General features: G+C 68.7%; 20 protein-coding genes and 1 pseudogene. 11 read left to right on the forward strand and 10 right to left on the reverse strand.

Annotated elements, in window-relative coordinates:
* Window positions 1–222: 222 nt before the first annotated feature.
* The 6 genes from fabI (at window position 223) to ACZ1DY_RS08810 (ending at window position 8,005) form a co-directional block, all read left to right on the forward strand.
* Complete coding sequence (fabI, locus tag ACZ1DY_RS08785) at window positions 223–1,008, forward strand: enoyl-ACP reductase FabI (protein ID WP_005456799.1); 786 nt, start codon at window positions 223–225, stop codon at window positions 1,006–1,008.
* 97 nt (window positions 1,009–1,105) lie between these two features.
* Window positions 1,106–1,786 (forward strand): ATP-dependent dethiobiotin synthetase BioD, encoded by a 681-nt coding sequence (bioD, locus tag ACZ1DY_RS08790; protein WP_005456800.1) that lies wholly within the window; start codon window positions 1,106–1,108, stop codon window positions 1,784–1,786.
* 96 nt (window positions 1,787–1,882) lie between these two features.
* Window positions 1,883–2,734 carry a phosphoadenosine phosphosulfate reductase domain-containing protein gene (locus ACZ1DY_RS08795; protein WP_083844754.1) on the forward strand — a complete coding sequence of 284 codons (852 nt, stop codon included), beginning with the start codon at window positions 1,883–1,885 and terminating at the stop codon, window positions 2,732–2,734.
* Window positions 2,735–3,096: 362 nt separating this feature from the next.
* Entirely contained in the window at window positions 3,097–3,480 is a 384-nt protein-coding gene (locus ACZ1DY_RS08800) for a helix-turn-helix domain-containing protein (RefSeq protein ID WP_005456801.1), read from the forward strand.
* A gap of 338 nt (window positions 3,481–3,818) precedes the next feature.
* The gene (locus ACZ1DY_RS08805) at window positions 3,819–4,751 is read left to right on the forward strand and encodes a hypothetical protein (RefSeq protein WP_143101978.1); all 933 of its coding nucleotides are present in this window, start codon (window positions 3,819–3,821) and stop codon (window positions 4,749–4,751) included.
* Between the two features lie 155 nt (window positions 4,752–4,906).
* The gene (locus tag ACZ1DY_RS08810) at window positions 4,907–8,005 is read left to right on the forward strand and encodes a Tn3 family transposase (protein WP_091679433.1); all 3,099 of its coding nucleotides are present in this window, start codon (window positions 4,907–4,909) and stop codon (window positions 8,003–8,005) included.
* A gap of 201 nt (window positions 8,006–8,206) precedes the next feature.
* On the opposite strand, the gene ACZ1DY_RS08815 is transcribed toward ACZ1DY_RS08810, so the two are convergent.
* Window positions 8,207–9,079, reverse strand: a complete 873-nt coding sequence (locus ACZ1DY_RS08815) for a DUF4241 domain-containing protein (protein ID WP_091679431.1) — start codon at window positions 9,077–9,079, stop codon at window positions 8,207–8,209.
* A 523-nt stretch (window positions 9,080–9,602) separates the two neighbouring features.
* Between ACZ1DY_RS08815 and ACZ1DY_RS08820 the strand changes: the two genes are divergently transcribed.
* The 3 genes from ACZ1DY_RS08820 to ACZ1DY_RS08830 all read left to right on the forward strand — a co-directional run bounded on the left by ACZ1DY_RS08820 (window position 9,603) and on the right by ACZ1DY_RS08830 (window position 13,060).
* Window positions 9,603–10,808: an IS110 family RNA-guided transposase gene (locus tag ACZ1DY_RS08820; protein WP_091679428.1), complete on the forward strand. Its 1,206-nt coding sequence runs from the start codon at window positions 9,603–9,605 to the stop codon at window positions 10,806–10,808.
* 53 nt (window positions 10,809–10,861) lie between these two features.
* Window positions 10,862–11,734: a recombinase family protein gene (locus tag ACZ1DY_RS08825; RefSeq protein ID WP_091679426.1), complete on the forward strand. Its 873-nt coding sequence runs from the start codon at window positions 10,862–10,864 to the stop codon at window positions 11,732–11,734.
* Window positions 11,735–12,214: 480 nt separating this feature from the next.
* Window positions 12,215–13,060, forward strand: a complete 846-nt coding sequence (locus ACZ1DY_RS08830) for a hypothetical protein (protein WP_091679423.1) — start codon at window positions 12,215–12,217, stop codon at window positions 13,058–13,060.
* Between the two features lie 206 nt (window positions 13,061–13,266).
* Here the strand turns inward: ACZ1DY_RS08830 and ACZ1DY_RS08835 are convergent, their stop codons facing one another.
* The 4 genes and pseudogenes from ACZ1DY_RS08835 to ACZ1DY_RS08850 form a co-directional block, all read right to left on the reverse strand.
* Complete coding sequence (locus ACZ1DY_RS08835) at window positions 13,267–13,500, reverse strand: hypothetical protein (protein ID WP_146770610.1); 234 nt, start codon at window positions 13,498–13,500, stop codon at window positions 13,267–13,269.
* A 55-nt stretch (window positions 13,501–13,555) separates the two neighbouring features.
* A pseudogene (locus tag ACZ1DY_RS08840) lies at window positions 13,556–13,807 on the reverse strand (MgtC/SapB family protein); the annotation flags it as partial.
* A 51-nt stretch (window positions 13,808–13,858) separates the two neighbouring features.
* The gene (gene mgtA / locus ACZ1DY_RS08845) at window positions 13,859–16,513 is read right to left on the reverse strand and encodes a magnesium-translocating P-type ATPase (protein WP_245788968.1); all 2,655 of its coding nucleotides are present in this window, start codon (window positions 16,511–16,513) and stop codon (window positions 13,859–13,861) included.
* Window positions 16,514–16,544: 31 nt separating this feature from the next.
* Window positions 16,545–17,480, reverse strand: coding sequence for a CorA family divalent cation transporter (locus ACZ1DY_RS08850; RefSeq protein WP_091679418.1), 936 nt, complete (start codon window positions 17,478–17,480; stop codon window positions 16,545–16,547).
* A gap of 53 nt (window positions 17,481–17,533) precedes the next feature.
* Here ACZ1DY_RS08850 and ACZ1DY_RS08855 point away from each other — a divergent pair, with 53 nt between their 5' ends.
* Window positions 17,534–18,667, forward strand: coding sequence for an IS701 family transposase (locus tag ACZ1DY_RS08855; protein ID WP_043829840.1), 1,134 nt, complete (start codon window positions 17,534–17,536; stop codon window positions 18,665–18,667).
* 364 nt (window positions 18,668–19,031) lie between these two features.
* The gene (locus ACZ1DY_RS08860; RefSeq protein ID WP_043832448.1) at window positions 19,032–20,294 is read left to right on the forward strand and encodes an IS256 family transposase; all 1,263 of its coding nucleotides are present in this window, start codon (window positions 19,032–19,034) and stop codon (window positions 20,292–20,294) included.
* Between the two features lie 27 nt (window positions 20,295–20,321).
* On the opposite strand, the gene ACZ1DY_RS08865 is transcribed toward ACZ1DY_RS08860, so the two are convergent.
* The 5 genes from ACZ1DY_RS08865 to ACZ1DY_RS08885 form a co-directional block, all read right to left on the reverse strand.
* Entirely contained in the window at window positions 20,322–20,675 is a 354-nt protein-coding gene (locus ACZ1DY_RS08865) for a DUF6114 domain-containing protein (protein ID WP_218160488.1), read from the reverse strand.
* Between the two features lie 165 nt (window positions 20,676–20,840).
* The gene (locus ACZ1DY_RS08870; RefSeq protein WP_157376274.1) at window positions 20,841–21,014 is read right to left on the reverse strand and encodes a hypothetical protein; all 174 of its coding nucleotides are present in this window, start codon (window positions 21,012–21,014) and stop codon (window positions 20,841–20,843) included.
* A gap of 221 nt (window positions 21,015–21,235) precedes the next feature.
* A complete protein-coding gene (locus tag ACZ1DY_RS08875) occupies window positions 21,236–22,696 on the reverse strand; it encodes a cytochrome P450 (RefSeq protein WP_051172182.1) in 1,461 nt (486 codons plus the stop codon).
* 11 nt (window positions 22,697–22,707) lie between these two features.
* Complete coding sequence (locus ACZ1DY_RS08880) at window positions 22,708–23,754, reverse strand: LLM class flavin-dependent oxidoreductase (protein WP_051172181.1); 1,047 nt, start codon at window positions 23,752–23,754, stop codon at window positions 22,708–22,710.
* Window positions 23,751–24,683 carry an SDR family oxidoreductase gene (locus ACZ1DY_RS08885; protein ID WP_063697638.1) on the reverse strand — a complete coding sequence of 311 codons (933 nt, stop codon included), beginning with the start codon at window positions 24,681–24,683 and terminating at the stop codon, window positions 23,751–23,753. The genes ACZ1DY_RS08880 and ACZ1DY_RS08885 overlap by 4 nt, the downstream gene beginning before the upstream one ends.
* Window positions 24,684–24,704 lie beyond the last annotated feature (21 nt).

Below are 24,704 nucleotides of genomic sequence, written 5' to 3' on the forward strand. Positions count from 1 at the left end.
AAACACCATCATGTCACGCGAGCGATCCGGCTTTTCTCCCATCGCCGTGCCGGCGGCACGGCCTGCGGGGCGCATCGGCGGTGCCGCCAGCGCCGACCGCCCTGTCGAAGGAATCACCGCCACGACCGGACCCTGCATCCGCCGGGCCATCGACGTCCACCAAGCGGTCACGACCCACGCCTGCCGGGCCGCACACACCAACCCCCGCGAAGGAGCCGCACTGTGTTGGACGGCAAGCACATCCTGGTGACCGGGGTCGTCACCACCGACAGCATCGCCTTCGCCGTCGCCCGCCGCGCCCAACAACTCGGCGCCGAGGTGCTGCTCACCGGGCTCCCCCGCGATCTCGATCGGGCCCGTGCGGCGGCAGCGCAGCTCACCGGCGACATCGACGTCATCCCCTTCGACGCCACTGCCTCCCACGACACCGCCCGGCTCACCGCAACGATCGCTGAGCGGTGGGAGAGACTCGACGGCGCCCTGCACGCCATCGCCTTCGCACCCGCCGACGCCCTGGAAGGCCCCCTACTCAACGCCCGCCCCGAAGGGATCGGACTGGCGTTCCAGACCAGCACCGTATCCCTCGCCGCGCTCGCCGCGGCGGTGAACCGGCTCGCCCCACCCTCCGGCGCCAGCCTGGTCGGGCTCGACTTCGACGCCAGCGCCGCGTGGCCGGTCTACAACTGGATGGGCGTCTGCAAAGCCGGACTGGAGTCGCTCAACCGGTACCTCGCACGCGACCTCGGGCCTGCCGGAATCCGGGTCAACCTCGTCGCGGCCGGGCCGATCCATACCCGGGCGGCCACCGGCATCCCCGGCTTCGAAGCCCTGCTCGACGCCTGGGCAACCCGTTCGCCCTTGCGGTGGGACCCAGCCGACTCGACCCCGGTGGCCGACGCCGTCTGCTTCCTGTTCTCCGACCTCGCCCGCGCTATCACCGGCGAGATCCTCCACGTCGACGGCGGCTACCACGCCATGGCCGCGCCCCTGCGCCAACAGGGATCATGATGGGCCACGAGGACATCCAACACCTCCACACTGATCAGGGCAGGTGCCCTGGCGCAGACTGGGCAAGATCTCGGCTGGTTGACCCGGTGGGCGCTCCATGACCCGACCTAGCCGACTCATCCTGGTCACCGGCACCGGCACCGAGGTCGGCAAGACCTGGGTGACCGCCGCCTTGTCGCGACGATTGCGAGCATTTGGCATCGAGGTCGCGGCCCGCAAACCGGCGCAGTCGTTCACACCCGGTGATACCGCGACCGACGCCGCCGTGCTCGGCGAGGCAACTGACACGCCCGCCGACACGGTGTGCCCGCCACACCGGTGGTACCCGGTACCCCTCGCGCCACCGATGGCCGCCGACACCCTACAACTGGCTCCGATCCTGCTCGACGACCTCGTCGCCGAACTCGACTGGCCCTCAGACGTCGCCATCGGCTTCGTCGAGGGCGCAGGCGGGCTGTGCTCACCAATCGCCCATGACGGCGACACCCTCTCACTGGCGCAGCGGGTGAGACCGGACCTCGTGCTACTGGTCACCGAGCCTGTCCTAGGAGTTGTGTCCCAGGTGCGCCTCGCCGCGCGAGCCCTCACCGGACACGAGGTGCTAGTCGTCCTGAACCGATACGACCCCAGCGACGAGGTGCACCGGCGTAGCCGCGACTGGCTGACAGCCATCGACGCGCTCGCCGTACTCACCAACCACGACCTCGCCGACACCGTTGATTCCGACGCGGCCTGGCGCGCCATCAGCGGCGAGCCCCCCTCGGCACGCAATCCCTGACCACGCCCCTCGGTCACTGACCCGCTTACCCACGTCCTGGACCCGAGCGGTTGGTCAGACCGGGTCAGTTTCACCCGGCAGCGACAGTCACCATGAGTGATCGCGAGAGGTGAGAACTCGACGCGGAACGGTATTGCTCTGCGCCAGCAGGCTCGCCTGAGTCGTGGCGAGGCTGCCAGCAGCGGCCGGCGCACTGTCGACACCTGGCTTCCGATCCACGACTGGACCGAAACCCAGGTATGGCAACGCATCCATGCGTCAGGTGTGCCGTACCACCCGGCCTACGACCAGGGCATGACCCGCCTGTCGTGCTCCCTCTGTGTGCTCGCCAGCCGCGCGGATCTGGTTCGCGCCGCACAACTACGCCCGGAACTGGCCGCCGAGTACGCGGAGCTGGAAGCCGAGATCGGGCACCGGTTCCGCAACGACCTGTCCATGGCCGAGATCATCACCGCCGCCGAGCAAGCCGCAACCGCGGGACACACCGAGGAGACAGCCACGATCGAGCTCGGCCAGGGCCAACTGTGGTGGCCGAGGTTCGAACGCCAGTCCGACCGCTACGGCACCGTGTTCCTGCTCACCGGTCCGGATGCCGAGGACTACGTCTCGTTCGAGAACGCACCCGTCGGCCAACCGGGACGACTCGTCGCCATCGTGGTCGAGACACGTCGCTCCGAGCACTGTGGCGACATAGCGCGGTCCCTGGCACCCGTCACGCCGACGGTCGGCGAGGAGATCACGCTCGGCGCCGGCACGTTGTTCACCGACACCGATGCCGATCTCGGCATACCCACCGCCGTCGGCCTCGCGCCGGACGACAACCGGGACGCCGACTGGCTCGACCCACGCGCCTTGTACCGCTGCCACAACCAAACCGTGCGGCTCGAACTCCGCATCAGCAGCCACACCAACAAGCGCGCACACGACACCAGGCCACGCGCAGCCTGAGAGCCGTCGCTGGCGCGGCGAACAAAGTCACAAAGGCCGTCCCTGCTCAATCGCCACACGAACCCCACCGCACACGCCGAGTGCGGGAAGAAGGAGAACGTACGTGACCAGGCTGATCGAGTCCGGCTATGACGGGCAGTTCGTCACTGACCAGGTCGGTCATTCCCACGCGGCGACCACGGCGATCTACACGGCGGTCAGCAGCGACTTCAAGAACCTAAAGGTCCGCGAGCACCTGGACGCGGTGCCGAGGAAGCCGTGCTGCAACGCGCCTTCGCGATGGCCGAGACGGAGGCGGAGATGGACGACGACTTCAGCGATCACACGTCAGGTGAGCCTGCTGGCCGCCGGAGGAGGGTGCGATGAACGCGGTGTCCCGGCAAGGACCGGACGAGCAGAACGACGACGTGCAGGTCCGGCAGCCGCGCTACGAGTGGCGGCTGCGTGAGCTGATGGCGGTCCGCAAGAACTGGTACACCACCACGAAGCTGATCCCGGAGTTGCGCAAGTACGGCTTCGAGTTCGACCGCAGCTCGATCTACCGGCTCGTCAGCACCGAACGTCCGCCGAAGATGCCGATCGAGTTGATCCTGGCCTTGTGCAAGATCCTCGACTGCCGCTTCGAGGACCTGGCGGTGGAGGTCGAGCCGCAATCGGCCACCGAGGAGCCGGCTCGCCGGGGTCCGCGGCCGGCCGTGCCGGACATGCCGTTGTTGTCCGCGGACTTCTTCGACGCCGAGAGCTGACCGGACACCGGGTCACGCACGTGGGGAAAGGGCGAGGTGTCTGCGCCAGCTGTGGATGCGACCGATCTCTGGTCGCTAGCGGGCTGTGCCATACCTGCTACCACGCCCGCCGGGACAAGGAGAGCTGTGTCGGGTGTGGCCGTCTGACCGTTCCGATTGGACGTACGGCGGAGGGGGCGTGGTGCCAGAACTGCAACGGAAAGCGCCGGGCCGAACCGTGCTCGCTGTGCGGTCGGTCGGGGCGGGTGGCCGCGCGGCGCTACGGGCAGCCGGTGTGTTCGCGGTGTTGGCAGCGCGAGCGGCGCGTCCCGCTGCCCTGCTCGGTATGCGGGCGGACGATGAAGGCCACGAAGAACAGCCCGCAGGGCCGGGTCTGCTACACCTGCCACCGCAAGACCGTTCCCCGCGAGCCCTGCTGGATGTGCGGCAAGGTCGTGCTGGCCGCCGCCCACACCGAGGAAGGAGCGTGGTGCGAACGATGCCGCCGGACGCATCTGGCCGAGCCCTGCTCACGATGCGGCCAGACGGCGCCGGTCACCGTCCGCGACGACGAGAAACGGCCGGTGTGCCGGCGGTGTTGGCAGCGCGGGCATCAACGGCCGCTGCGCCGGTGCATCGACTGCGGCGAGGACAAGCCTGCGGCTCGGCTCATCGAGGACGGGCCACTGTGCGAGAAGTGCGACAACCGGCGTGCGCCGGAGGTGCTGTGCCCGCGCTGCGGGAAGACCCGCAAGGTCGGGATTCTGAGCACGGGGGTTTGCCGGGCCTGCGCCCAGCAAGCTGGGCCACGCCAGCCGTGCCACAACTGCGGCCGGACCAGGTTGGTGGCCTACCGCGACGCCGACGGCGAACCGTGGTGCGACGGCTGCCGCCGCCAGACGCTGGCCGAACCGTGCTCGGGCTGCGGCGTCCACAAGGTGGTGTGCGCGCGTGACCATAATGGACCGTGGTGCAAAGCGTGCTGGGAAGTGGTGCGGCCCGGTCCGCCGTGTACCGACTGCGGGCAACGACCGTCGATGTCCGTGCCAGCTACGGACGGTGTGGCCAGGTGCGTGCCGTGCTACCTGGCCGCCCAGGTCCCCTGCACCCGATGCGGAACCACCGCCCGCGCCGAACGACATTGGCCGGAGGGCCCGGTCTGCCTGTCCTGTGTGGACGCGGTACGGCTCACACACGAGCACTGCCACTGCTGCGGCCAACTAGCCGCGGTGTTCCGCCGCGAGCCCGCCGGGCCGTTGTGCCCGGACTGCGCGGGCGTCACCTTCTCCTAGGGGGACCGCCGGGATACGGGAGAAACCTGCCAAGTGGTCGGGTAGTGCCTGGTAGAGGGCGCTAGAGATCGTTAGAGAGCCCGTGTGACGTGGGTGCGGCGGGTGTTGGTTAGGGTGCGCTGGGTTACGTCCGCTGGCTGGGCCTGGGGTGCTGGGTGGCTTCGATCGATCGGACCGCCTATCCTCGGTTCAAGCGGGTGGTGTCGGTCCGTGAGCTGGCGGAGGCGTTCACGCCGGTCGCCGGCGAGATTGAGTGGGCTCGGGGGCGGAGTCAGGGCGAGCCGAACTTCCTGGCGTTGGTGGTGCTGCTGAAGTGCTACCAGCGGCTGGGGCATTTCCCGAAGCTGGCTGACGTGCCGGTGGTGGTGATCAACCATGTCCGGGCCGCGCTGGGCCTGGCCGAGGACGTCCTGGCGGTGCACGAGTCGGATCGGACGTTGTGTCGCCACCGTGACTACGTCCGTGACCGACTGAATGTGGTCTACAAGCCCGCCGAGGCACGCGCGATCGCCGAGAAAGCGATCCGCAAGGCGGTCACCACGAAGGACAACCCGGCCGACCTGATCAACGTCGCGCTGGAGGAGCTGGTCCGGGCACGGCGCGAGCTGCCGGGGTTCACCACGCTGGACAAGATGGTCTCCGCGAGCCGCACCGAGACGAACACCGCGTTGTTCGGGCTGGTCGCGACCCGGCTGGACGCGGCGGACCGGCGGCGGCTCGCGCGGCTGCTGTGGCTGGACCCGACATCGCGGCGCAGCGAGTTTGACCGGCTGAAGACGCCGGCGAAGGCGGCGTCGGTGGGAAAGTTCAAGCTTCGCCTGGCCCACCTGCAAGCGCTGGACGAGCTCGGCGCGACCGAGCAGTGGCTCGACGGCATCCCGGCGACGAAGATCGCGCATTTCGCCGGGGAGGCGCGGGTGACCGACGTCGGCGACATGCGGGATATCGGCGAGGCGAAGCGGTGGACGTTGCTGGCGAGCCTGATCCACGAGTGCCGGACCACGGCCCGGGACGAGGTCGCGACGATGTTCTGCAAGCGGATGGCGGTGATCCACAAGAAGGGCAAGGAGCGGCTGGTCGAGCTGCATGAGCAGCACCGCGCCGAGTCCGAGCGGCTGCTGGACGTGTTCGGTGATGTCCTGGCCGGCGCCCGGGAGGCCACCGCACCAGACAACGACGGCGCGACCGCGCCGGAACCCGCGGCCGCGGTGGCCGAGCGGGCCGGGCGGCTGCTGCTCAAGACGCTGGCCGACGCGGGCGGGGTGGAGCAGCTCTCGGCAGCGCATGAGGTGGTGTCGGCGCACCACGGCAACAACTACCTGCCGTTGCTGGAGAAGTTCTACAAGAGCCACCGCTCGGCGCTGTTCACCCTGCTCGACACCCTCGACCTGGAGCCGACCAGCGCGGATCACAGCGTGGCCGACGCGGTGGAGTTCCTGCGCGCGATCCGGGGCCGCACCGGCGAGTACGTCCCGGAGAAGGTGACCGTCGGGCGTGGGGCGGACGCGGTGACGGTGGCGATCGACATCGACTTCGTCACTGAGGCGTGGCGCAAGATCCTGGTGGTGAAGGACCGGCCGGGCAAGCTGGTGCGCCGTCACCTGGAGGTGTGCGTGTTCTCCTACCTCGCCTCCGAGCTGCGCTCCGGGGACATCGCGGTGGTCGGCGCCGACTCCTACGCCAACCTGCACGCGCAGCTGATGTCCTGGGATGAGTGCGTCCCGCTGGCCGAGCAGTTCTGCGGCCAGGCCGGGATTCCCTCGGACCCGAAGGAGCTCACGGCGCACTACCGGGCGGCGCTGACCGATATCGCCGCGGTGGTGGACGCCGGGTTCCCGCACAACACCGACCTGTCCTTCGAGGACGGCCGCCCGGTCCTGCGGCGCCGCAAGGGTGCCGACCGGCGCCCGTCCGCGCTGGCGCTGGAGGAGTCGATTCACCAGCGGCTGCCCGAACGCGGGCTGCTGGACATCCTGGCCCGCACCGCGCACCTGGTCGGCTGGCCGCGGCACTTCGGGCCGGCGTCGGGATCGGACCCGAAGATCCGCGACGCGATGGCCCGCTACGTCCTGACCGTGTTCGCCAACGGCACGCTTCTCGGCCCCGCGCAGGTCGCGCGGCACATGCGTGACCAGGTCAGCGCGCACGAGCTGTCGATCGCGGCGAACAAGCACACCACTTGCGCCAAGATCGACGCCGCGTCCACCGACGTGATCAACGAGTTCGCGAAGCTCGACGTCGCCGGGATGTGGGGCGACGGCCGGGTGGTCGCGGTGGACGGCACGCAGGTGGACACGTGGGAGAACAACATCCTCGCCGAGTCCCACATCCGCTACGGCGGCTACGGCGGGATCGCCTACCGGCACATCTCCGACACCTACATCGCCCTGTTCTCCCACTTCATCCCGTGCGGGGTGTGGGCGGCCGTCTATATCATCGAAGGGTTGCTGCGCAACGACTCGGAGATCCAGCCCGACACGATCCACGCCGACACCCAAGGCCAGTCCCTGCCTGTTTTCGGGCTCGCCGCGCTGCTCGGCTTCGACCTGCTCCCGCGCATCCGCAACTGGGCGGATCTGAACTTCTACCGGCCCAGCGCGGACACCGGGTTCGCGCACATCGACTCGCTGTTCGGCGACAACGTGATCGACTGGGGCCTGATCGAGACGCATTGGACGGACCTGCTGCGCACCGCGATCTCGATCAGCGAGGGCCGGTTGTCGTCGATGACGCTGCTGCGCCGGCTGGGCAACAACTCGCGGAAGAACCGCCTGTACCGGGCGTTCCGGGAGCTGGGCCGGGTCATCCGCACGATCACGCTGCTGCGGTTCCTCGCGGACGCGCAGTTGCGGGAGCAGATCACCGCGATCACCAACAAGGCCGAGGCGTTCCACGGGTTCTCCGCGTGGCTGCGTTTCGGCGGGGAGGCGGTCGGGCGTAACGACCCGGACTACCAGGAAAAGATCATCAAGTTCAACGAGCTGCTCGCGAACTGCGTGATCTACTCCAACGCCTGCGACATCACCGCCGCGGCGAACGCGCTGGCCTCCGACGGGCACCCGATCGACACCGACGATCTGGCCACGATCTCCCCGTACATCACCCACACCATCCGCCGCTTCGGGGACTGGGTGCTCGATCTGTCGCCGCCTGACGCGGTGCCGGTCACTACGCTGGACCTGGTGCCGGGGGCGCTGTTCCCCGGCGACGCCACCGCGCCGCGCCGGACAAGGGCGCGCGTCACCGCGAAGTAAGGGATCCTGATGACCACCCGTTGGGTCCGCTACGTCGTTCCGGTCATGGTCGAGATCGACTGCGACAACGACTCCATCGCGGGCTGCGCGCAACCCCAATCGCCGGGAAGCGCCCCCTGGGGGAAACTGCCTCGCGCGCGACGCGCATGCGTCTCGCCACTTAGGGCGCGATCCGACGCCCCAACCCCGCACGACGAGGTTTCACGTTTCATCGCTGCTCGGGGAGCGGCGTGCCCGGATGTTCGGAGTCGCCGGACTGGCGATCCCGGTGGGGGGCCGCACTGGAGACCGTTGCACTGGAGACAGTGGCTGTGGCCTGGCCGCATATGGCGGGCGTGGTGGCGTGGTCGAGTCCTCCGGGACGCTTATCGGACCGTTGCCTGAGGGTGGCTCGTCATTCTCGCTATCGCCATCCCCGGTCAGGATGCAAAAGTCGGTGAGGAAGCAAGCGACCTCGCCGTCGGCGGTGCGCCCAACCCAGGTTGGATAGTGCCCGTCTCCGCTACCAGAGGGAAACGCCACCGCAAGGGGCCGGTCCCCGTCGTCGGCCAGTGTGGCGGGCGCGGTGCGGTCGGTCTCGCCGAGGATGTGGATGTCCAGGTTAGATAGCAGCTGGTTGCTGTAGTCGTCGTTCTCGCGCAGCGCCGCGATGTTCGCCGCGTCCACGAAGCCGCCGGCGCCGCCGACGACCGGATAGCCGAAGTACTCGTCGTCGCCCAGTTCGGCGGCATCCTGGCCCGCGCACGTCGCCATCTCCCAGGAGGCGGCTGGCTCGTCCCGGATCATCAGCCGGGCCGCCGCGACCCACTCCTGCGCATCCTGCTCGTCCGGTTCGCCGAACACGGCGAGCACCAGCACCACCGGATACCGGCCCGGTGGCACCTGTTGGACAAACCTGTCCTCGGAGCCGGACATCGACAAGAACATGGCCGGCTCGCCGGCGACGACCCGCCCGGACGGCAGCCACAGCGAGGCGTCCTGCCGCAGCCGGACGGTGGCGACATCGCCGCGGGACAGTGTGTGATGCGTTCCTGGGGCGAACAGCCATTCGAAATCGGGTGCGGACACCGGCATAACTGCTCCTTCGACGAGTTTCTTCACTGTCCACCGGCGCCGAAGACGGATGACACCTTGGCGACACCTGATGAAGCGATCGTAGCCACCTCTTCTCCCCGGCCTAGCCATGTCCACCGGCAAATGTCCTAACGGATCCGATCGGATACCTGGAAGGGCACCGGTGTCAGGCTTCGCGCGGCAAGGGACCTGTAGTTTCTCTCATAAATGAACAGTTGTGACAGTTCTGCGAACAGCCCGATCCGCCCCGAAGATCCGCAGGTCGCGATTCGCACAAAACCTCTCAGAACCCCCCCGTTACCTTTTTCGTAGCTCCTGATCAAGGAGTCGTGGTCGCCAGGTCCGGCATGACTGACGCCCCCAGTCGAGCGCATGATCCGGGGGGTGGTGTCACCGGACCTGGTGGCATCGAGGGACCGCTGATAGGGACACGGCCGCCCGCCGGGCAGGTCTCGTCGTAACGTGGGTGCCGGCCGTCGATGCCCGACCGGCGACCACCCGCGACGAACGAACGGCAGGACGGATGACCAGCGGTTACCAGGTGTTCCTCGGCCTGGACGTCGGCAAGGGCGAACACCACGCCGTCGGCCTGGACCCGGCGGGCAAGCGGCTTCACGACGCGCCGCTGCCCAACAGCGAACCGAAGCTGCGGGCGCTGTTCGACAAGCTCGCCGCGCACGGGCCGTTGCTGGTGGTGGTCGATCAACCGGCGACGATCGGCGCGCTGCCGGTCGCGGTGGCCCGCGCGGCCGGCCACCGGGTGGCCTACCTGCCCGGCCTGGCCATGCGACGCATCGCCGACCTCTACCCCGGCCGCGCGAAAACCGACGCCCGGGACGCGTTCGTCATCGCCGACGCCGCCCGCTCGCTGCCGCACACGCTGCGCCCGGTCGACGTCGGCGACGACGCCCTGGCCGAGCTGGACGTGCTGGTCGGGTTCGACGACGACCTGGCCGGTGAGGCCACCCGGATCGGCAACCGCATCCGCGGCCTGCTCACCGGCGTCCACCCCGCCCTGGAACGCGCGATCGGCCCGAGGATCAGTCACCCGGCGGTGCTGGAGATCCTGTCCCGCTGCGGCGGCCCGACCGGCATCCGCGCCGCCGGCCGCCGCAAGCTCACCGCGATCGCCACCGCGCACGCGCCCCGCATGGGCGACAAACTCGTCACCGCGATCCTGGCCGCGCTGGACGAGCAGACCGTCGTCGTCCCGGGCACAACGGCGGCCGACACCGTCCTGCCCCGTCTGGCCGACAGCCTGAAAACCGTTCTCCAGCAACGCAAACAGGTCGCCACCGAGGTCGAAGGGATACTCGATGCGCACCCTCTTGCCGGGGTCCTGACCTCCATGCCCGGCGTCGGGGTCAGGACCGCAGCCCGCATCCTGCTGGAGATCGGCGACGCCACGGCGTTCAAGTCCTCCGGCCACCTGGCCGCCTACGCCGGCATCGCCCCGGTCACCCGCAGCTCGGGCTCCTCCATCAAGGGCGAGCACCCGGCCCGCACCGGCAACCGCAAACTCAAGCGGGCGTTCTTCCTCGCCGCGTTCGCAGCCTTGTCCGACCCCACCAGCAGGGCCTATTACCAGCGAAAACGCGATGAAGGGAAGAAGCACAACGCCGCGCTGATCTGCCTGGCGCGGCGCCGCTGCGACGTCCTGTTCGCCATGCTCCGCAACAAGACCTACTACCGGCACCCCGAGACCACTCCTGCCCCGGCTGCGGCTTGACAACCACATAGGGACACCCCCCGGTTTTGACAGAGTTCTGAGAGACTGGAGGTATGCAACTCGGACCCGACGACGCAGCGGCCGCGGTCGAACGCCACCCCTGCCCGCAATGCGACGTCCCCGCCGGCAGCGCCTGCCGCACCCGCGCCGGGAAGACCGCCGCGAAGTACCACACCGCGCGCTTCATCCTCGTGCCCGCGCTACGCGACGAACTCACCGTACCCGTCCCGGCCGATCGCGGGCCCGGCAAGAAGTGGACGCAGTGCCCCGAGGTCGCCGCGCCGGCGCCTGAGACGAACGGGGCGCCGATCCGGATCGGCTACGCTCGCTGCTCGACGGCCACCCAGGAGTTGCAAAGCCAGCTCGACGCGCTCGCGGCCGCGCACTGCACGCGGGTGTTCTCCGAGAAGATCAGCACCCGCATCAAGATCCGCCCCGAGCTGGAGAAGGCACTCACCCTCGCCCACGAGATCAAGATCGCGGCACCGGACCAGCCGGTGATCCTGACCGTGCACGAGATGAAACGCCTTGCCCGCAACGCCGCCGAGCTGATGACGCTGTCCGCCCAGCTGCAAGGTGGCGGGGTGCAGCTGGAGCTGCTGAGTGGGCCGCTGACCGGCATCTACGACCCACACGGTATGGGATCGATGCTCTTCGCCGTGCTCGCCGTCGCCGCCCAGCTCGACCGCGACTACATCCGCGAAAAGACCCTCGAAGGCCAGCAGGCCGCCGCCGCACGCGGCAACCACGGCGGCCGACCCAAGGTGATCGACGAAGACGACGTGCTCTTCGCCCGCGCCCTGCGCGACAAGGGCACCCCGATGCCCGACATCGTCAAGAAGCTGACCATCAAGACCGGCAAGAACGCCGGCCGGCACCCCTCAGTTGCCTCGCTCTACCGCGCCCTCGCCGACAACGACGCCTGACCAGGCACTACCCGACTACTTGGCAGGTTTCTCCCGTATCCCGGCGGTCCCCCTCCTACCGCTGCCCGACCTGTGGGGCCATGGGCCGTCTGCTGCGCGGGCACTGCGTATCCTGCATCGCGCGTCGGGACTTGGTCGAGCTGTTCACCCAGCCCGACGGGCAACCGGCCGCCTGGTTGGCGCCGCTGGCCGAGCTGCTGGAGAGCTACGACAACCCGTACTCGCTGTGCCTGTATCTGCGCCGGCCCGGCGGACAACTCATCCGCCGCATGGTCACCGGCGAACTGGCTTGCTCGCACGAGGCACTCGACGAGCTCCGGCAGACCACCGCGGTCCAGCACCTGCGCGGTACTCGCCGAGATCCTCGAACCCCGCGAGGAAGAACTCGCCCAGCTCACCCGCGACGTCCAGACCCTGCTGGCCCGAGTAACCGTCCAGCAGGACAAGACCATCCTGGCTCGCTACGTCCGGTGGCACCTGATGCCCCTGGCCCACCAGCGCGCCGAGCGGGATTCCGGCTTCACGCGCTACCAGCGCGAACACCTCCGGCGGAAGCTCGACGCCGCCCGCCTGTTGCTGAGCTACCTCCGCGCCCGCGGCATCAGCCTGGCCGCCCTCACCCAACCCGTGATGGACCGCTGGCTGATCCGCAACCGGCCCCGCCAGCGTTACGCGCGCCCGTTCCTGCTGTGGGCCGCAACCAACGGCCTCGCCCCCGCCCACGTCGCGATCGGCACCTCGGCCCACACCGGCAACCGGGAGATCATGAGCGACACCGACCGAGTCCTGCTCGCCGTCAAGCTGGAGACCGACGACACCCAGGCGCTGACCGATCGTGCCGCCGGCTGCCTGGTCCTGCAATACGGGCAAAGCTGCTGGCGACTGGTCAACCTCACCACCGACGACGTCCTCGCCCACCCGGACGAGCCCGGCGTCCTCGGCCTGCAACTCGGCCGCGACCCCTTGTGGCTACGCCCCCGGCTGTCCGTACTCCTGCAGCAGCTCGTCAACAACCGCCGCCCGCTCGCGGGCGCGCTGCGGCACCGCCCGACTCCCTACCTGTTCCCAGGGCTGCGCCCCGACCGGCCGATGACGTCGGCCACCCTCCAGGCCCGGCTGCGCAAGCTGGGCGTCCCCAGCGCCCGCACCGCCCGCAACGGCGCCTGGATGTCACTGGTTGGTTCCGTCCACTGGAAGATGCTCGCCGACCTGCTCGGTGTGGCCGACACCACCGCCAGCGCCTGGCACCGGGAGAACGGCGGCGACCGCGCCAGCTACGTCGCCAGCCGCCTTCGCCAGGGACAACGAAGCGTCGCACCCGAGTAACCGTGGCGCCATGTGTGTCCACTATGTGTCCACGTCGCGTCACCGGGTGAAGTCGCTGAGCTTCGTGTCCTTGCTCATGAGGAGATCGATGGGTGGAGGCCAGCGGCGGGATCGGCGGTGATCTGGTCGGTGTCGGTGTCGTAGTCGAACAGTTCGGCGTAGCGGCCCCAGGCGATGGCGGGGTGTCGAGTTGCTGCTGGGCGTTTTCAGCGGAGAAGGGGCGGCGGGATACCGCCGGTGAATAGCCGGGGAAGATTCCCCGCAGGATGAGTTTCCGCCACCACAGCGGCGGCTTCGCGTAGGTCGCTGGGGATCGCGCTGGCCTCGGCGATGACGTTGAACAGGATGTACCACTGGGCGCCCAGCGACATGAGCAGGATGCCGCCCCAGTTCAGCGCCCCCGCCGAGGCTGAGCACCACAGCGTGGCGGCGGTGTCCAAGCCCACGCACGCTCAGCCCGTCCCGCAGGATCACCCCAGCACCCAGGAACCCCCGATGCCGGAGACGATCTGGGCGGCACCCCGCGTGGGATCGGCAGAGCTGGCGCCGCTGACATCCCCGAAGCCGTAGGCGGACAGCAGCACGAACAGCGTGGCACCCCACAGCAACCAGGGCATTGGTCCGCAGCCCCACCATCCGGGCCCGATACTGCCGCTCGAAACCGATCAGCGCGCCCAACCCGACGCCAGCGCCGACACGCAGCGCCATCTCGACGGTGCCCGAGTCATCTTCCGCTCGCGTCGTCATGATCAGCCCCTGGCCGCCCCGCCCGAACGCCGCCACCGCAGCCGATGCGGCTCACAACCACGCTCGCCCGCCACGCAGGTACCTCGCCTTGACGACCTGGGCCGCCACGACATAGCTGAACAAGATCGCCAGCAGCCAGGGGAAGTAGCCCAGCGGCAGCGCCGCCATCCGCAGCGCGCCCGCAAGCTGCGACCACGGCAGCAGCAGGCCAACGAGTACCACCGCTACTGCGGCGGCCAGCACCGGCCGAGACGGTGCGCCGCACGGCGTCCAGACCTGCATCCCGGTCTGGCGGGTGCGCAGCACGAGCACGATCAGGACCTGCGAGAGCAGTCCCTCGATGAACCAACCTGCCTGGAACATCGCCTGCTCGGCGGGGCTGTCGATGTCCAGCAGCCACCACAGCACGGCGAACGTGGCCAGGTCGAACAGCGAACTCAGCGGGCCGAAGGTGAGCATGAATCGGGTCAGGCCGCCGGTGTCCCACCGCCGTGGCCGGCGCAGATAGTCCTGGTCGACGCGGTCCCAGGGCAGCGCCAGTTGCGCCGCGTCGTAGAGCAGGTTCTGCACCATGAGCTGGATGGGCAGCATCGGCAGGAACGGTAGCGTCGCGCTGGCCACCAGGACACTGAGCACGTTGCCCAGGTTCGAACTCGCGGTGATCTTGACGTACTTCATGGTGTTGCCCAGCGTGCGGCGACCCTCCACCATCGCGCGGGCCAGCACCGTGAGGTCCTTGTCCAGCAGGATCAGATCGGCGGCGTCCTTGGCGACATCGGTGGCGGTGTCCGCAGCGATCCCCACATCCGCCGTCCGCAACGCCACTGTGTCGTTGACCCCGTCCCCGACGAACCCAACCGCGTGCCCGGCGTCCCGCAGCGCGGTCACGATCCGCGCCTTGTGTACCGGATTGACCTGGGCGAAGACCGTCGTGCGCGCCACGAGCCGACGCAGCTGCGCGTCGTCGGCATCCTCAACCTGCGTCCCCAGCACGATCTCGCCCACGGGGATGCCGACCTGGGCTGCCACCTGCGCTGCGACGTGCCGGTTGTCACCGGTGAGGATCTTGACCGTGACTCCGTGGTCGGCCAGGGTCCGCGCCGCGTCGGCCGCGCTGTCGCGCACCGGGTCGACGAACCCGACAAACCCGACAAGGACAAGGTCGTGCTCGTCACCCTCGTCGTAGCCGCTCAGCCGGGCGGGATACTCGCAGGCGGCGACGGCCAAGATCCGCATGCCGTGATCAGCGTAAGCGCGCACGACCTCGCCAGCCTCGCGGCGATCTGCTTCGCTGAGCTCGACTACCTCGCCGGCCCGCCGTGCGTGGGTGCAGCGGGGCAGGATCTGGTCGGGGTCGCCCTTGGTGATCAGGATGTGCTCGCCGGGCTGCTGTCGCACCACCACCGTGGCGCGCCGCCGGGTGTGGTCGAAGGGGATCTCGTCGATCTTGGTGAACGCCGCGTCGGTGACCAGCGGCGCGTCGTCGGTGGCGAGCTGGTCGATGATGGCTTCGTCGAGCCGGTTGTGCGGGCAGGTCTGGAAATGCACGGCCAGGTAGGCGTACTCGGCGGCCTCGCCGTCCGGCCGTCCGGCCGGGTCGATACTGTGCGCGTAGGCCACCCGGTCCTGGGTGAGTGTGCCGGTCTTGTCCACGCACAGCACGTCCATGCCCGCCAGGTCTTGGATGGCGTTGAGCCGGGTGATGACCACCTGCTGGCGGGAAAGGTGCACCGCGCCGCGGGCCAGGTTGGCGGCGACGATCACGGGCAGCATTTCCGGGGTCAAGCCGACCGCGACCGCGACCGCGAACAGCGCGGCCTGCGCCCAGTCGCCGGTGACGGTGCCGTTGACCGCCAGCACGATCGGCGCCATCACCAGCATGAACCGCACCAGCGTCCAGCCCACGGCGCGCACGCCGCGGTCGAAGCTGCTCTCAGGGCGGGCGTGCCGGGCCTGCTCGGCCATCGTCCCCAAGTAGGTGCGCGGCCCCGTGGTGATCACCACCGCGGTCGCGGTGCCGCTCAGGATCGACGTGCCGGCGAAGCACACCGACGACAGGTCCGCGATCTCGCCACCGGTCCGGCCGCGGGGTTGCCGATCGGGCACAGGCGATGGTGGCCCCTTGCGCACCGGCAGGGTCTCCCCGGACAGCGCGGACTGGTCGACCAGCAGCGCGTTGGCCGCCACCACCCGCGCATCGGCCGGCACCAGATCCCCCGTCGCCAACACGATCACGTCACCCGGTACCAGGTCCTCTGGCGGCACCTCCCGCTCGGTCGGGGCGAGCCCGTCACCGGGCCGCCTGCGCACCGTAGTCGTCGTGGTCACCAGCGCCCGCAGGCCGCGTAACGCCTGATCGGACCGAACCTGCTGCCACCACCGCAGCACCACACTGAGCAGCACCATCACGCTCACGGTGACCGCACCACGCAGATCCCCGAGAACGGTGAACACCACGCCCAGCCCGGTCAGCAAGGCCACGAACGGGCTAGCCACCGCGGACCGCGCCCGCCCCACCCACACCGACCCTTCGTGCCGCTGCAGCCGATTGTCGGCGCACACGGCCGACCGGTGGGTTGCCTCCTGCTCGGTCAGCCCTTTCGGGGAGCTGGACAACCGCTGAAACAGCGTGATCGGGGCCGCTGTCGCCAGCTCCCGCAGCTCCGGGTCAACCCAGGACACCACGCCGTTCGCCACCCGGTTCACAACCCATCTCCAGGCGACTGAGGCGTCGTGATCACCGGAGCCAGCCCTTCCGCTTGATGTAGGCCAGCGGAATCAACGCCGCCACGAGGGTTAACAGCGTGGTCACCAGGAAGCCGTGCTCCCATTCCAGTTCCGGCATCCAGGTGAAGTTCATGCCGTAGAACGTCGCGATCAGCGTCGGAGGCAGGAACACCGCGGTGATGATGGTGAACACCTTGACGATCTGGTTCTGCTTCACATCCAGCGACGTCATAATGGACTGCTGCAGATAACGCACCTTGTCGTGCTCGAAACTCGCGTGTTCCTTCACCCCGTCGATGTCGGCGATCAGGATGTCGATCAGCTTGCCCAGCTCCACCTCGCTCGCCGCGGTCTCGGCACGCAGGTACCGGGCGGCACGGGCCAGCAGCAATTGCGACTCCTGGGAGCGGGACACGATCTCCTCGGCCTCGTTCATTCGAGCGATGGTGTCCTGCATGTCCATCACCCCGATGTCCCGCCCGTTCTCGTCCACCCCCTTCGTGGCCATGTCGATCTCGTCGGTCATCGCCTCCAGGGCGTCGCTGGCGTAGTCGATCACCCGCTCGGCGGCCTCGTTCAGCGCGTACAGCAGCGCATACATCACCCCGTGCGGCGACCCGGCCAGGTGCGGCGTGCGCCGCATCCGCGCAACGGCCTTGTCGAACGGCGCGAACCTGACTTCTGGTTGCAAGGTGACGAGCACGTCGTGGCCGAGCGCGAACACGACCGCCTCGCGGCTGATCGTGTCCCCGGTGCGCAGGTTGACGACCACGGGCAGATAAACGAAGTCGTCGGTCTCCCACACCCGACCGTTGGCCGCCGCGAAATCCACCCCCAGTCCCTCGATCCGCTCGGCAGCCACCTGCGGATCACCGGCCGGAACCTGGACCCAACGACGACGCAGATCGACCGGGTCGAACCGAGTCCGTTCAGTCCGAGTTTCCATGACGTCTCCTAATACTGCAACGGCAGTTGGTCGTCGTGTGGTAGATCATCGTTGTGGTGGTCGATGTGGTGATGGGGCAGCTGGATCGGGTTCATGATCGGATCGCGGGACGGTTCAGGCGGTCGGAGCCGCGGGGCCGGGCTCGGGAGTATGTGTCCGGGCTGGTCGCGGGGTTGGAGCGGAAGAACGGCTGGACACTGGCGGAGCAGTCCGGTGAGGTGTCTCCGGATGGGATGCAGCGGTTGTTGCGCTGGGCGGACTGGGACATCGACGGGGTGCGTGACGACGTGCGGGACTACGTGGTCGAGCATCTCGGCGAGCCGGGCGGCGTGCTGATCGTGGACGACACCGGGTTCCTGAAGAAAGGTGTGCGCTCGGCCGGGGTGCAGCGGCAGTATTCCGGGACGGCGGGGCGGATCGAGAACTGTCAGATCGGGACCTTTCTCGCCTATGCCGGTGATCATGGGCATGCGCTGATCGATCGGGCGCTGTATCTGCCGGAGCCGTGGATCGCCGACCGGGACCGGTGCCAACGGGCGGGGATTCCGGATGAGGTCGAGTTCGCCACGAAGCCGCGGCAGGCGATGGGCATGCTGGCGCGGGCGTTCGAGGCGGGTGTGCCGTTCGCGTGGGTCACCGCCGATGAGGCCTACGGGCAGGTCAAGTACCTGCGAGCCTGGCTGGAGGAACACGACGCCGCGTACGTGCTGGCCACCAAGGTCAACGACACCCTGATCACCGCCGAGGGCACCGAACAGCGGGCCGATGAGCTGATCGCGGACCTGCCCGCCCGGGCGTGGCGGCGGTTGTCGGTCGGTGCCGGCGCGCACGGGCCGCGCGAGTACGACTGGGCACGGGTGCCGGTCCGGATTGGCTGGCAGGCCGGGCGCGGGCACTGGCTGCTCGCCCGGCGTTCGATCTCTGATCCGACCGAGATCGCCTACTACATCTGCTACGGGCCCCGCCGGTCCACCCTGCTGAACCTGGCCTGGATCGCCGGGGCGCGCTGGCGGATCGAAGAGTGTTTCCAGCAGGCCAAGAACGAAGCCGGACTGGATCACTACCAGGTCCGGTCCTGGCGGGCGTGGTACGCCCACATCACCCTGTCGATGCTCGCCCACGCCTGGCTCGCCGTCGCCAAATCCCTTGCCATAAAAGGGGAATCGGTATCGCCGAACCAGACATGATCAGCTTTACACTACCGGAGATCCGGCGCCTGCTCACCAAGCTGGTCCTGCGTGTCGCCGACGCCGCCGAACACATCTGGTCCTGGTCACGCTTCCGCCGCCGACGACAACACCAAGCCCGCCTCAGCCACTACAAACGCCGCGGCTACCCACTTCCTTAACTGCCGTTGCAGTATTAGGCCGTCCGAGCAGGTTCGTTCCACGTACCGACGCTGCACTCGAACGTGCGGTAGTAACCCTGCGGTTGCACGATGGGGGACTGTGTCGTGAGCGGTGTTTCTGGCCCGACACGCCGGGGTGAAATCCGGCGGGATGGGTACGGACAGTGATGGCATCCGATGCTGTGAGCGCGGATCAGAGGAAGATGAGGAAGTCGGAGCGGGAGCGGTCGGCCGAGCAGGCTGCCGCGGCGGCGATGGTGGCGCAGGCGCGGGAACGTGGCCTGTCGCTCACTGGACCGGACGGGCTGTTGAAGCTGTTCACCAAGAACGTTCTGGAAGCGGCGCTGAACGAGGAGATGACCGAGCATCTCGGGCACGCGAAGAATCGTGCCGATTCGAATCGTGATTCGTCGAATGTGCGGAATGGGGCCCGGGGGAAGACGGTGGTTTCGGACGCGGCTGGAGAGGTGAACATCGTGGTTCCCCGGGATCGGGAATCGACTTTCGAGCCGAAGATCGTGAAGAAACGTCAGCGTCGACTGACTGACGTGGACGAGATCGTGTTGTCGTTGTATGCGAAGGGGTTGACCACGGGCGAAATTTCGGCGCATTTCGCCGAGATTTACGGCGCGTCGGTGTCGAAGGAGACGGTGTCTCGGATTACCGACAAGGTGATCGAGGAGATGCAGGACTGGGCAAGCCGTCCACTGGAGCCGGTCTACGCCGCGGTGTTCGTGGACGCGATCGTGGTCAAGGTGCGGGACGGCCAGGTCGCCAACCGGCCGTTCTACGCCGCGATCGGCGTCACCACCGACGGCCGCAAGGACGTGCTCGGATTGTGGGCCGGTACCGGCGGCGAGGGCGCCAAGTTCTGGATGAGTGTGCTGGTGGATCTCAAGAACCGCGGCGTTAAGGACGTGTTCTTCCTGGTTTGTGACGGCCTCAAGGGGTTACCGGAGGTGGTGGAGCAGGTGTGGCCACAAACGATCGTCCAGACGTGCGTTCTGCATTTAATTCGTAATTCGTTTCGGCTGACTTCCCGGAAATACACGGACGCGTTGAAACGCGACCTGAAAGAAATCTACACGGCACCCAACGCCGACGCCGCCGCAACGGCACTGGACGAACTGGACGAGAAATGGTCGAAGAAATACCCAGCCATGGTTCGACTCTGGCGTAACGCCTGGACCGAATTCGTTCCTTTTCTGGACTACGATATCGAGATCAGGAGGATGATCTGCTCGACGAACGCGATCGAGTCGTTGAACGCACGCTACCGGCGCGCGATCCGGGCACGTGGGCACTTCACCACCGAGCAAGCGGCGATGAAGTGCTTGTATCTTGTGACCCGCAGCCTCGACCCCACAGGGACCGGGGCGGCACGATGGATGATGCGTTGGAAGCCAGTGATCAACGCGTTCTCCATCACCTTCGGTGACCGCTGGCCGGTGACCGAGACCTACTAATCGACACCGCCGGAAACACCGTTCGCGTTACGGACCCTCCCGCGGGATGCCGAGCAGGAGGCCGCACAGGTTGGTGTAGAGGAACGAGGCCAGAGGCGTCAGGACGAGCGCGACGCCGAGCGGTGCGTGGTGTTGGGGCTGGGTCCAGAGCAACACACCGAGGACGATCATTCCGCCCCCGAGTAGGAATCCGGTCAAGCCCGCGGTGCCGGGCAGTGCGAAGACGGTGTACTGGTTGGGGGTAGCAGCATGATCGTGGTACCCGCCACGATGGCCAGCAGTCCTGCGAAGACGGGCGCCGACGGCGCCATTGCCGCCACCAGGCCCCCGGCGTTGCGCATGCCCGTACTGTGCCGAAGGAGACAGCTGGCGGTGACCCATCGCAGGTTGGCAAGCATGTGGCGCCGCGGTTCAGGGCGAGACTGTGCCCGGCAGCGTCCGGGCCGTTGATCTCTTCGATGGCCACTGTAGATCCTCGGTGCGCAGGTCGGGGCTCCTGGCTTGGTAGCTATCCGCAAGATAAACGGACCCACGGGGTTGTCTACTTTACTGGGAAGCGCAGACGCCTTTGGCGCGCAACTGCTGCAGGCCGACCACGACCACGGGCCGGGTGTGTCCGTCGCGGGGCGGAAGAACTGTGGGTAGGTTCCATACCCGTGTGCGGAACACCTCGTCCAGGGCGATCTTGATGCGTTGCTGGCCCCGCACGACTGCAGACACCGGCAGCACTCCCAGCATCATCAGTGCCATCACGAGGGGTGGCGGGGGCGAGCAGGCCGATGAAGTATCGCCACCGGATGCGGCTGCTGCAGGAGTCGGGGGAGGGCACGCTGGCGCGGTGCTCGGCTCATGGTGCGTTCATCGCTGTGTGCCTCCGTGGTCGCGGGCCCGGCCTCGGGGATCATCGGTGTCCTTGCGGTTCGGCTGGCGCGGTGCGTGGGTCAACGGGGGGTGAGGTGCACGGGCAGTCCGTCGGCGGGCACAGGGAGGGAGGTGTTATCCCACCGAATGCGGTAGCCATCGGGGACGCTCCAGCGGTAGCTGCGCAACATCTCGTGCAGGATGGCTTTGACCTCCAGAGTGCCGAAGTGCATGCCGATGCATTTGTGCACGCCGCCGCCGAAGGGGATCCAGGCGAAGCGGTGGGTGTGGTCTTCGCGGCGGTCCGCGGCGAAGCGGTCGGGGTCGAAGGTGTCGGGCTCGGTCCAGCATTCGGGTACGAAGTGGTTGATGGCTGGGGCGAGGGCGACGAGGGTGTCGGCGGGCAGGTAGTGGCCCAGGAGGTCGGTGTCGGTGACGGTCTTGCGCATCACCAGGGGCACGGGGGCGAGCAGCCGGAGGGCTTCCTTGATGATCCGGTCGAGGGTGTCCAGGCTTTCCAGGGCGTCGATGTCGGGCGGGGCGTCGCCGAGGGCGAGGGATTCCTGCCGGGCGCGGTCTTGCCATTCGGGATGGGTGGCGAGGTAGTAGGCGGCCGCGGTGGTGGTGATGGTGGAGGTGTCGTGTGCGGCCATCATCAGAAAGATCATGTGGTTGATGACGTCGTCGTCGCTGAACCGCTCGCCCTCCGGAGTGGTGGCGTGGCACAGCGCGGCGAAGAGGTCCTCGCTCGTGCTGGCGCGGGCGGCGGGTAGGTGCTGGGCGAAGTAGTCTTCCAGTACCCGGCGGCCGCGCACGCCGGCGCGCCAGCGAGTGCCGGGCAGCGGGGCGCGCACGAGCGCGCTGGCGGCGCGCACGGTGGCCACGAAGGCCTGGTTGATCTGCTCGGTGTCGGTCGAGCCGCCGCGGCCGCCCATGAACACCTGGGTCGCGATGTCTAGAGTGAGGTGTTTGAGTAGCCAGTACAACCGCACCGGACGGTCGGTGGGCCAGGTGGGCACGCTAGCGCGCACGCAGGGCGCGACCTGCTGGGTGTAGCCGGCCAGGCGGTCACGGGTGAAGGCCTGCTGCATGATGCGGCGGTGCATCTTGTGCTCGTCGAAGTCGAGCAGCATCAGCCCGCGGTGGAAGAACTGGTCGATCAGAAATGCCCACCCGGCCTGGGAAAAGGCCTTGTCTTTGTTGGTCAGCACCAGCTGCGTCGCCTCCGGGCCGGCCACGGTGGCGATGCGGGTGCCGAACGCGCCCATCCAGGTGACCGGGCCGTAGCGTTCGTAGCGTTCGCGGCCGAAGTCGGTGCCGAATCGGATGTAGTCGAGCAGATGCCCCACCACAGGTGTGCCGAAGTCGCCGCGGACCGGTCGCAGGCCGCTGCCTGCGGGCGGGGTGGCCAGGTCGGTGGCGGGCCAGCGGCGGCTGAACCGGCGCCACGCCTCGTCGACCGCCTGGGGTGCGGGGGCCACCAGTACCGACGATAGGCGCTGTCGGGCGGCCTGGGTGGTGCGTTCAACGATGGGGACCATGGCGGCTCTCCTTATTTGGTGGGTGTGCAGGTCAGTGGGGCGAAGGCATCCAGGACGGCGGTGGTGGCCGACCGGCCGGCGAAGGAGGGTGGATACAGCAGGGTCTGCTCGTACAGGCCCGCCCACCGCGTGGTGAACTGGGTGCGGACCTGCTCAGGCGTGCCGGCCACGGCGATGGTGTCGATCATCCGGTCCGACACTGCGGCCACCATCGCCTCCAGGTCACCGGCGCGGCGGGCGGCGCGGATGGCCGCGGCCTCGTCGGTGAAGTCGTGCAGGGCGAGGATGGCGTCGTAGGTTTTCACCGAGGCATAGAACGCGATCTGGGCCGCGGCGAGTCGGCGGGCGTGGTTTTCGTCGGGATCCACCGCGCAGATCACATAGCCGGCGACCGGCACCGCCCCGGTGCGGCCGGCGCGGTCGGCACCGGCCTGCAGCGCGGGCCGCACCGTGTGGCGCAGGTACTCGGGGGTAAACAAGGGATGGCCCACCAGCCCGTCGGCCACCGCCCCGGCGGCGCGCACCATGCGCGCGTTCACCCCGGCCAGATACACCGGGATCGCCCGCCGCGTGGGGGCCGCGACGGGCGCGGTCGGGACCACGTGGGTGCGGTAGAACCGGCCCTCGTGCCGCACCGGAGCTTCATCCAGCCGCCACAGCCGGCGCAACAGCGGCACCAGCTCCTCCATCCGGGGCGCGGGATGCTCACCGGACAAGCCGTGCCAGTCCTGCTGCATGCGCCGTGTTCCCGTCCCCAGCCCCAGGATCAGCCGCCCGCCGCAGACCGCGTCCAGATCCCGCGCCTCGGCGGCCAGCACCAGCGGGGTCCGGCCCAACCCGTAGGCGATCCCGGTGCCCACCGTGATCGTCTCGGTCACCGCGGCCATCGCCGCCGCGGCCACCACGGCCGAACGGTCGTAGAACTCCGCCGCCCAGGCCGACTCGAACCCGGCCTGTTCCGCGTGGGCGGCCAGGGCCGCCACCTCGTGGACGTCGTGGCCGGCGCACACCAGCGACACCCCTCGCTGCGTCGCCGTGGTGCTCGGGTCGCTCGTCATGAGGGTTGCGCTCCCGCCGCCTGCTGATTGGCCAGCGCGTCCGGGCTGGCCAGTGCGTCGTGCCCGCGCTCGGGCACAGCGCGGGCCTCGTAACCGGCCCGGGCAGCCGGGTCAGCACCGGCCAGGACCCGATCCGCTCCGGAGACCCGCATCAGGACATCGGCCAGCGCGCGCGGCACCAGCTCCAGCAGCCGGTTGACCGCCCCCAGCCACCGGGGCACGTACACAGCGAACCGCGGCCGGCGCACCGCGCCCACGATCGCGTCGGCCACCTGCTGCGCGGTCACCGGCCGCACCAGCGGGGACCCACCCAGACCGGTGGCCAGTTCGGTCCGCACCACCGTGGGCATCACACACGACACCGCCACCCCGGTGCCCCGCAGTTCCGCGCGCAACGCCTCCGACAAGCCCACGACACCGTGTTTGGTGGCGCAATACGTGGCCGCCCCAGCGAAGCCCACCTTGCCCGCCTGCGAGGCCACATTGACGATGTGCCCCCGCCCGCGCGGCCGCATCCGGCGCACGGCCTGCTGGCTGCCATGGATCACCGCGTGCAGATTGAGCTCCACCTGCCGGGCCGTCACCGATCCCGGCTCCTCACCCAGCGGCCCCAGCGGCATGATCCCGGCATTGTTGATCAGTACATCCAGCGGGCCGCACGTCGACTCGACCTGGTCAAGGAACGCCGTGAAGGCCTCCCCATCGGTGACATCCACCTGCCACCCGCGCACCGTCGGGTGCTGACTCAGCCACTGTCCTGTGGGGAGATCGAGGTCTGCGACGGCCACCGTCGCCCCGGCTGTGGCGAGCGTGTGCGCGGTCGCGGCCCCGATGCCTCGCGATCCCCCGGTGATGGCCACGACCACACCGCGCAGCGGCCGCGCGGTCCGCTCCCGGCGCCCTCGAGCCCCGTTGACCTGCTGTGCCACTGGTATCGCCTCCGCTGCCGA

The sequence above is a fragment of the Amycolatopsis sp. PSD-21 genome, assembly GCF_055561455.1.

Bases quoted from the DNA above. Each gene is read 5' to 3' on its own strand.
- bioD (WP_005456800.1), top strand. From the start codon at position 1,106: ATGACCCGACCTAGCCGACTCATCCTGGTCACCGGCACCGGCACCGAG.
- ACZ1DY_RS08800 (WP_005456801.1), top strand. From the start codon at position 3,097: ATGAACGCGGTGTCCCGGCAAGGACCGGACGAGCAGAACGACGACGTG.
- ACZ1DY_RS08805 (WP_143101978.1), top strand. From the start codon at position 3,819: ATGAAGGCCACGAAGAACAGCCCGCAGGGCCGGGTCTGCTACACCTGC.
- ACZ1DY_RS08815 (WP_091679431.1), bottom strand. From the start codon at position 9,079: ATGCCGGTGTCCGCACCCGATTTCGAATGGCTGTTCGCCCCAGGAACG.
- ACZ1DY_RS08820 (WP_091679428.1), top strand. From the start codon at position 9,603: ATGACCAGCGGTTACCAGGTGTTCCTCGGCCTGGACGTCGGCAAGGGC.
- ACZ1DY_RS08825 (WP_091679426.1), top strand. From the start codon at position 10,862: ATGCAACTCGGACCCGACGACGCAGCGGCCGCGGTCGAACGCCACCCC.
- ACZ1DY_RS08830 (WP_091679423.1), top strand. From the start codon at position 12,215: ATGCCCCTGGCCCACCAGCGCGCCGAGCGGGATTCCGGCTTCACGCGC.
- ACZ1DY_RS08850 (WP_091679418.1), bottom strand. From the start codon at position 17,480: ATGGAAACTCGGACTGAACGGACTCGGTTCGACCCGGTCGATCTGCGT.
- ACZ1DY_RS08860 (WP_043832448.1), top strand. From the start codon at position 19,032: ATGAGGAAGTCGGAGCGGGAGCGGTCGGCCGAGCAGGCTGCCGCGGCG.
- ACZ1DY_RS08865 (WP_218160488.1), bottom strand. From the start codon at position 20,675: ATGGGTCACCGCCAGCTGTCTCCTTCGGCACAGTACGGGCATGCGCAA.
- ACZ1DY_RS08875 (WP_051172182.1), bottom strand. From the start codon at position 22,696: ATGGTCCCCATCGTTGAACGCACCACCCAGGCCGCCCGACAGCGCCTA.
- ACZ1DY_RS08880 (WP_051172181.1), bottom strand. From the start codon at position 23,754: ATGACGAGCGACCCGAGCACCACGGCGACGCAGCGAGGGGTGTCGCTG.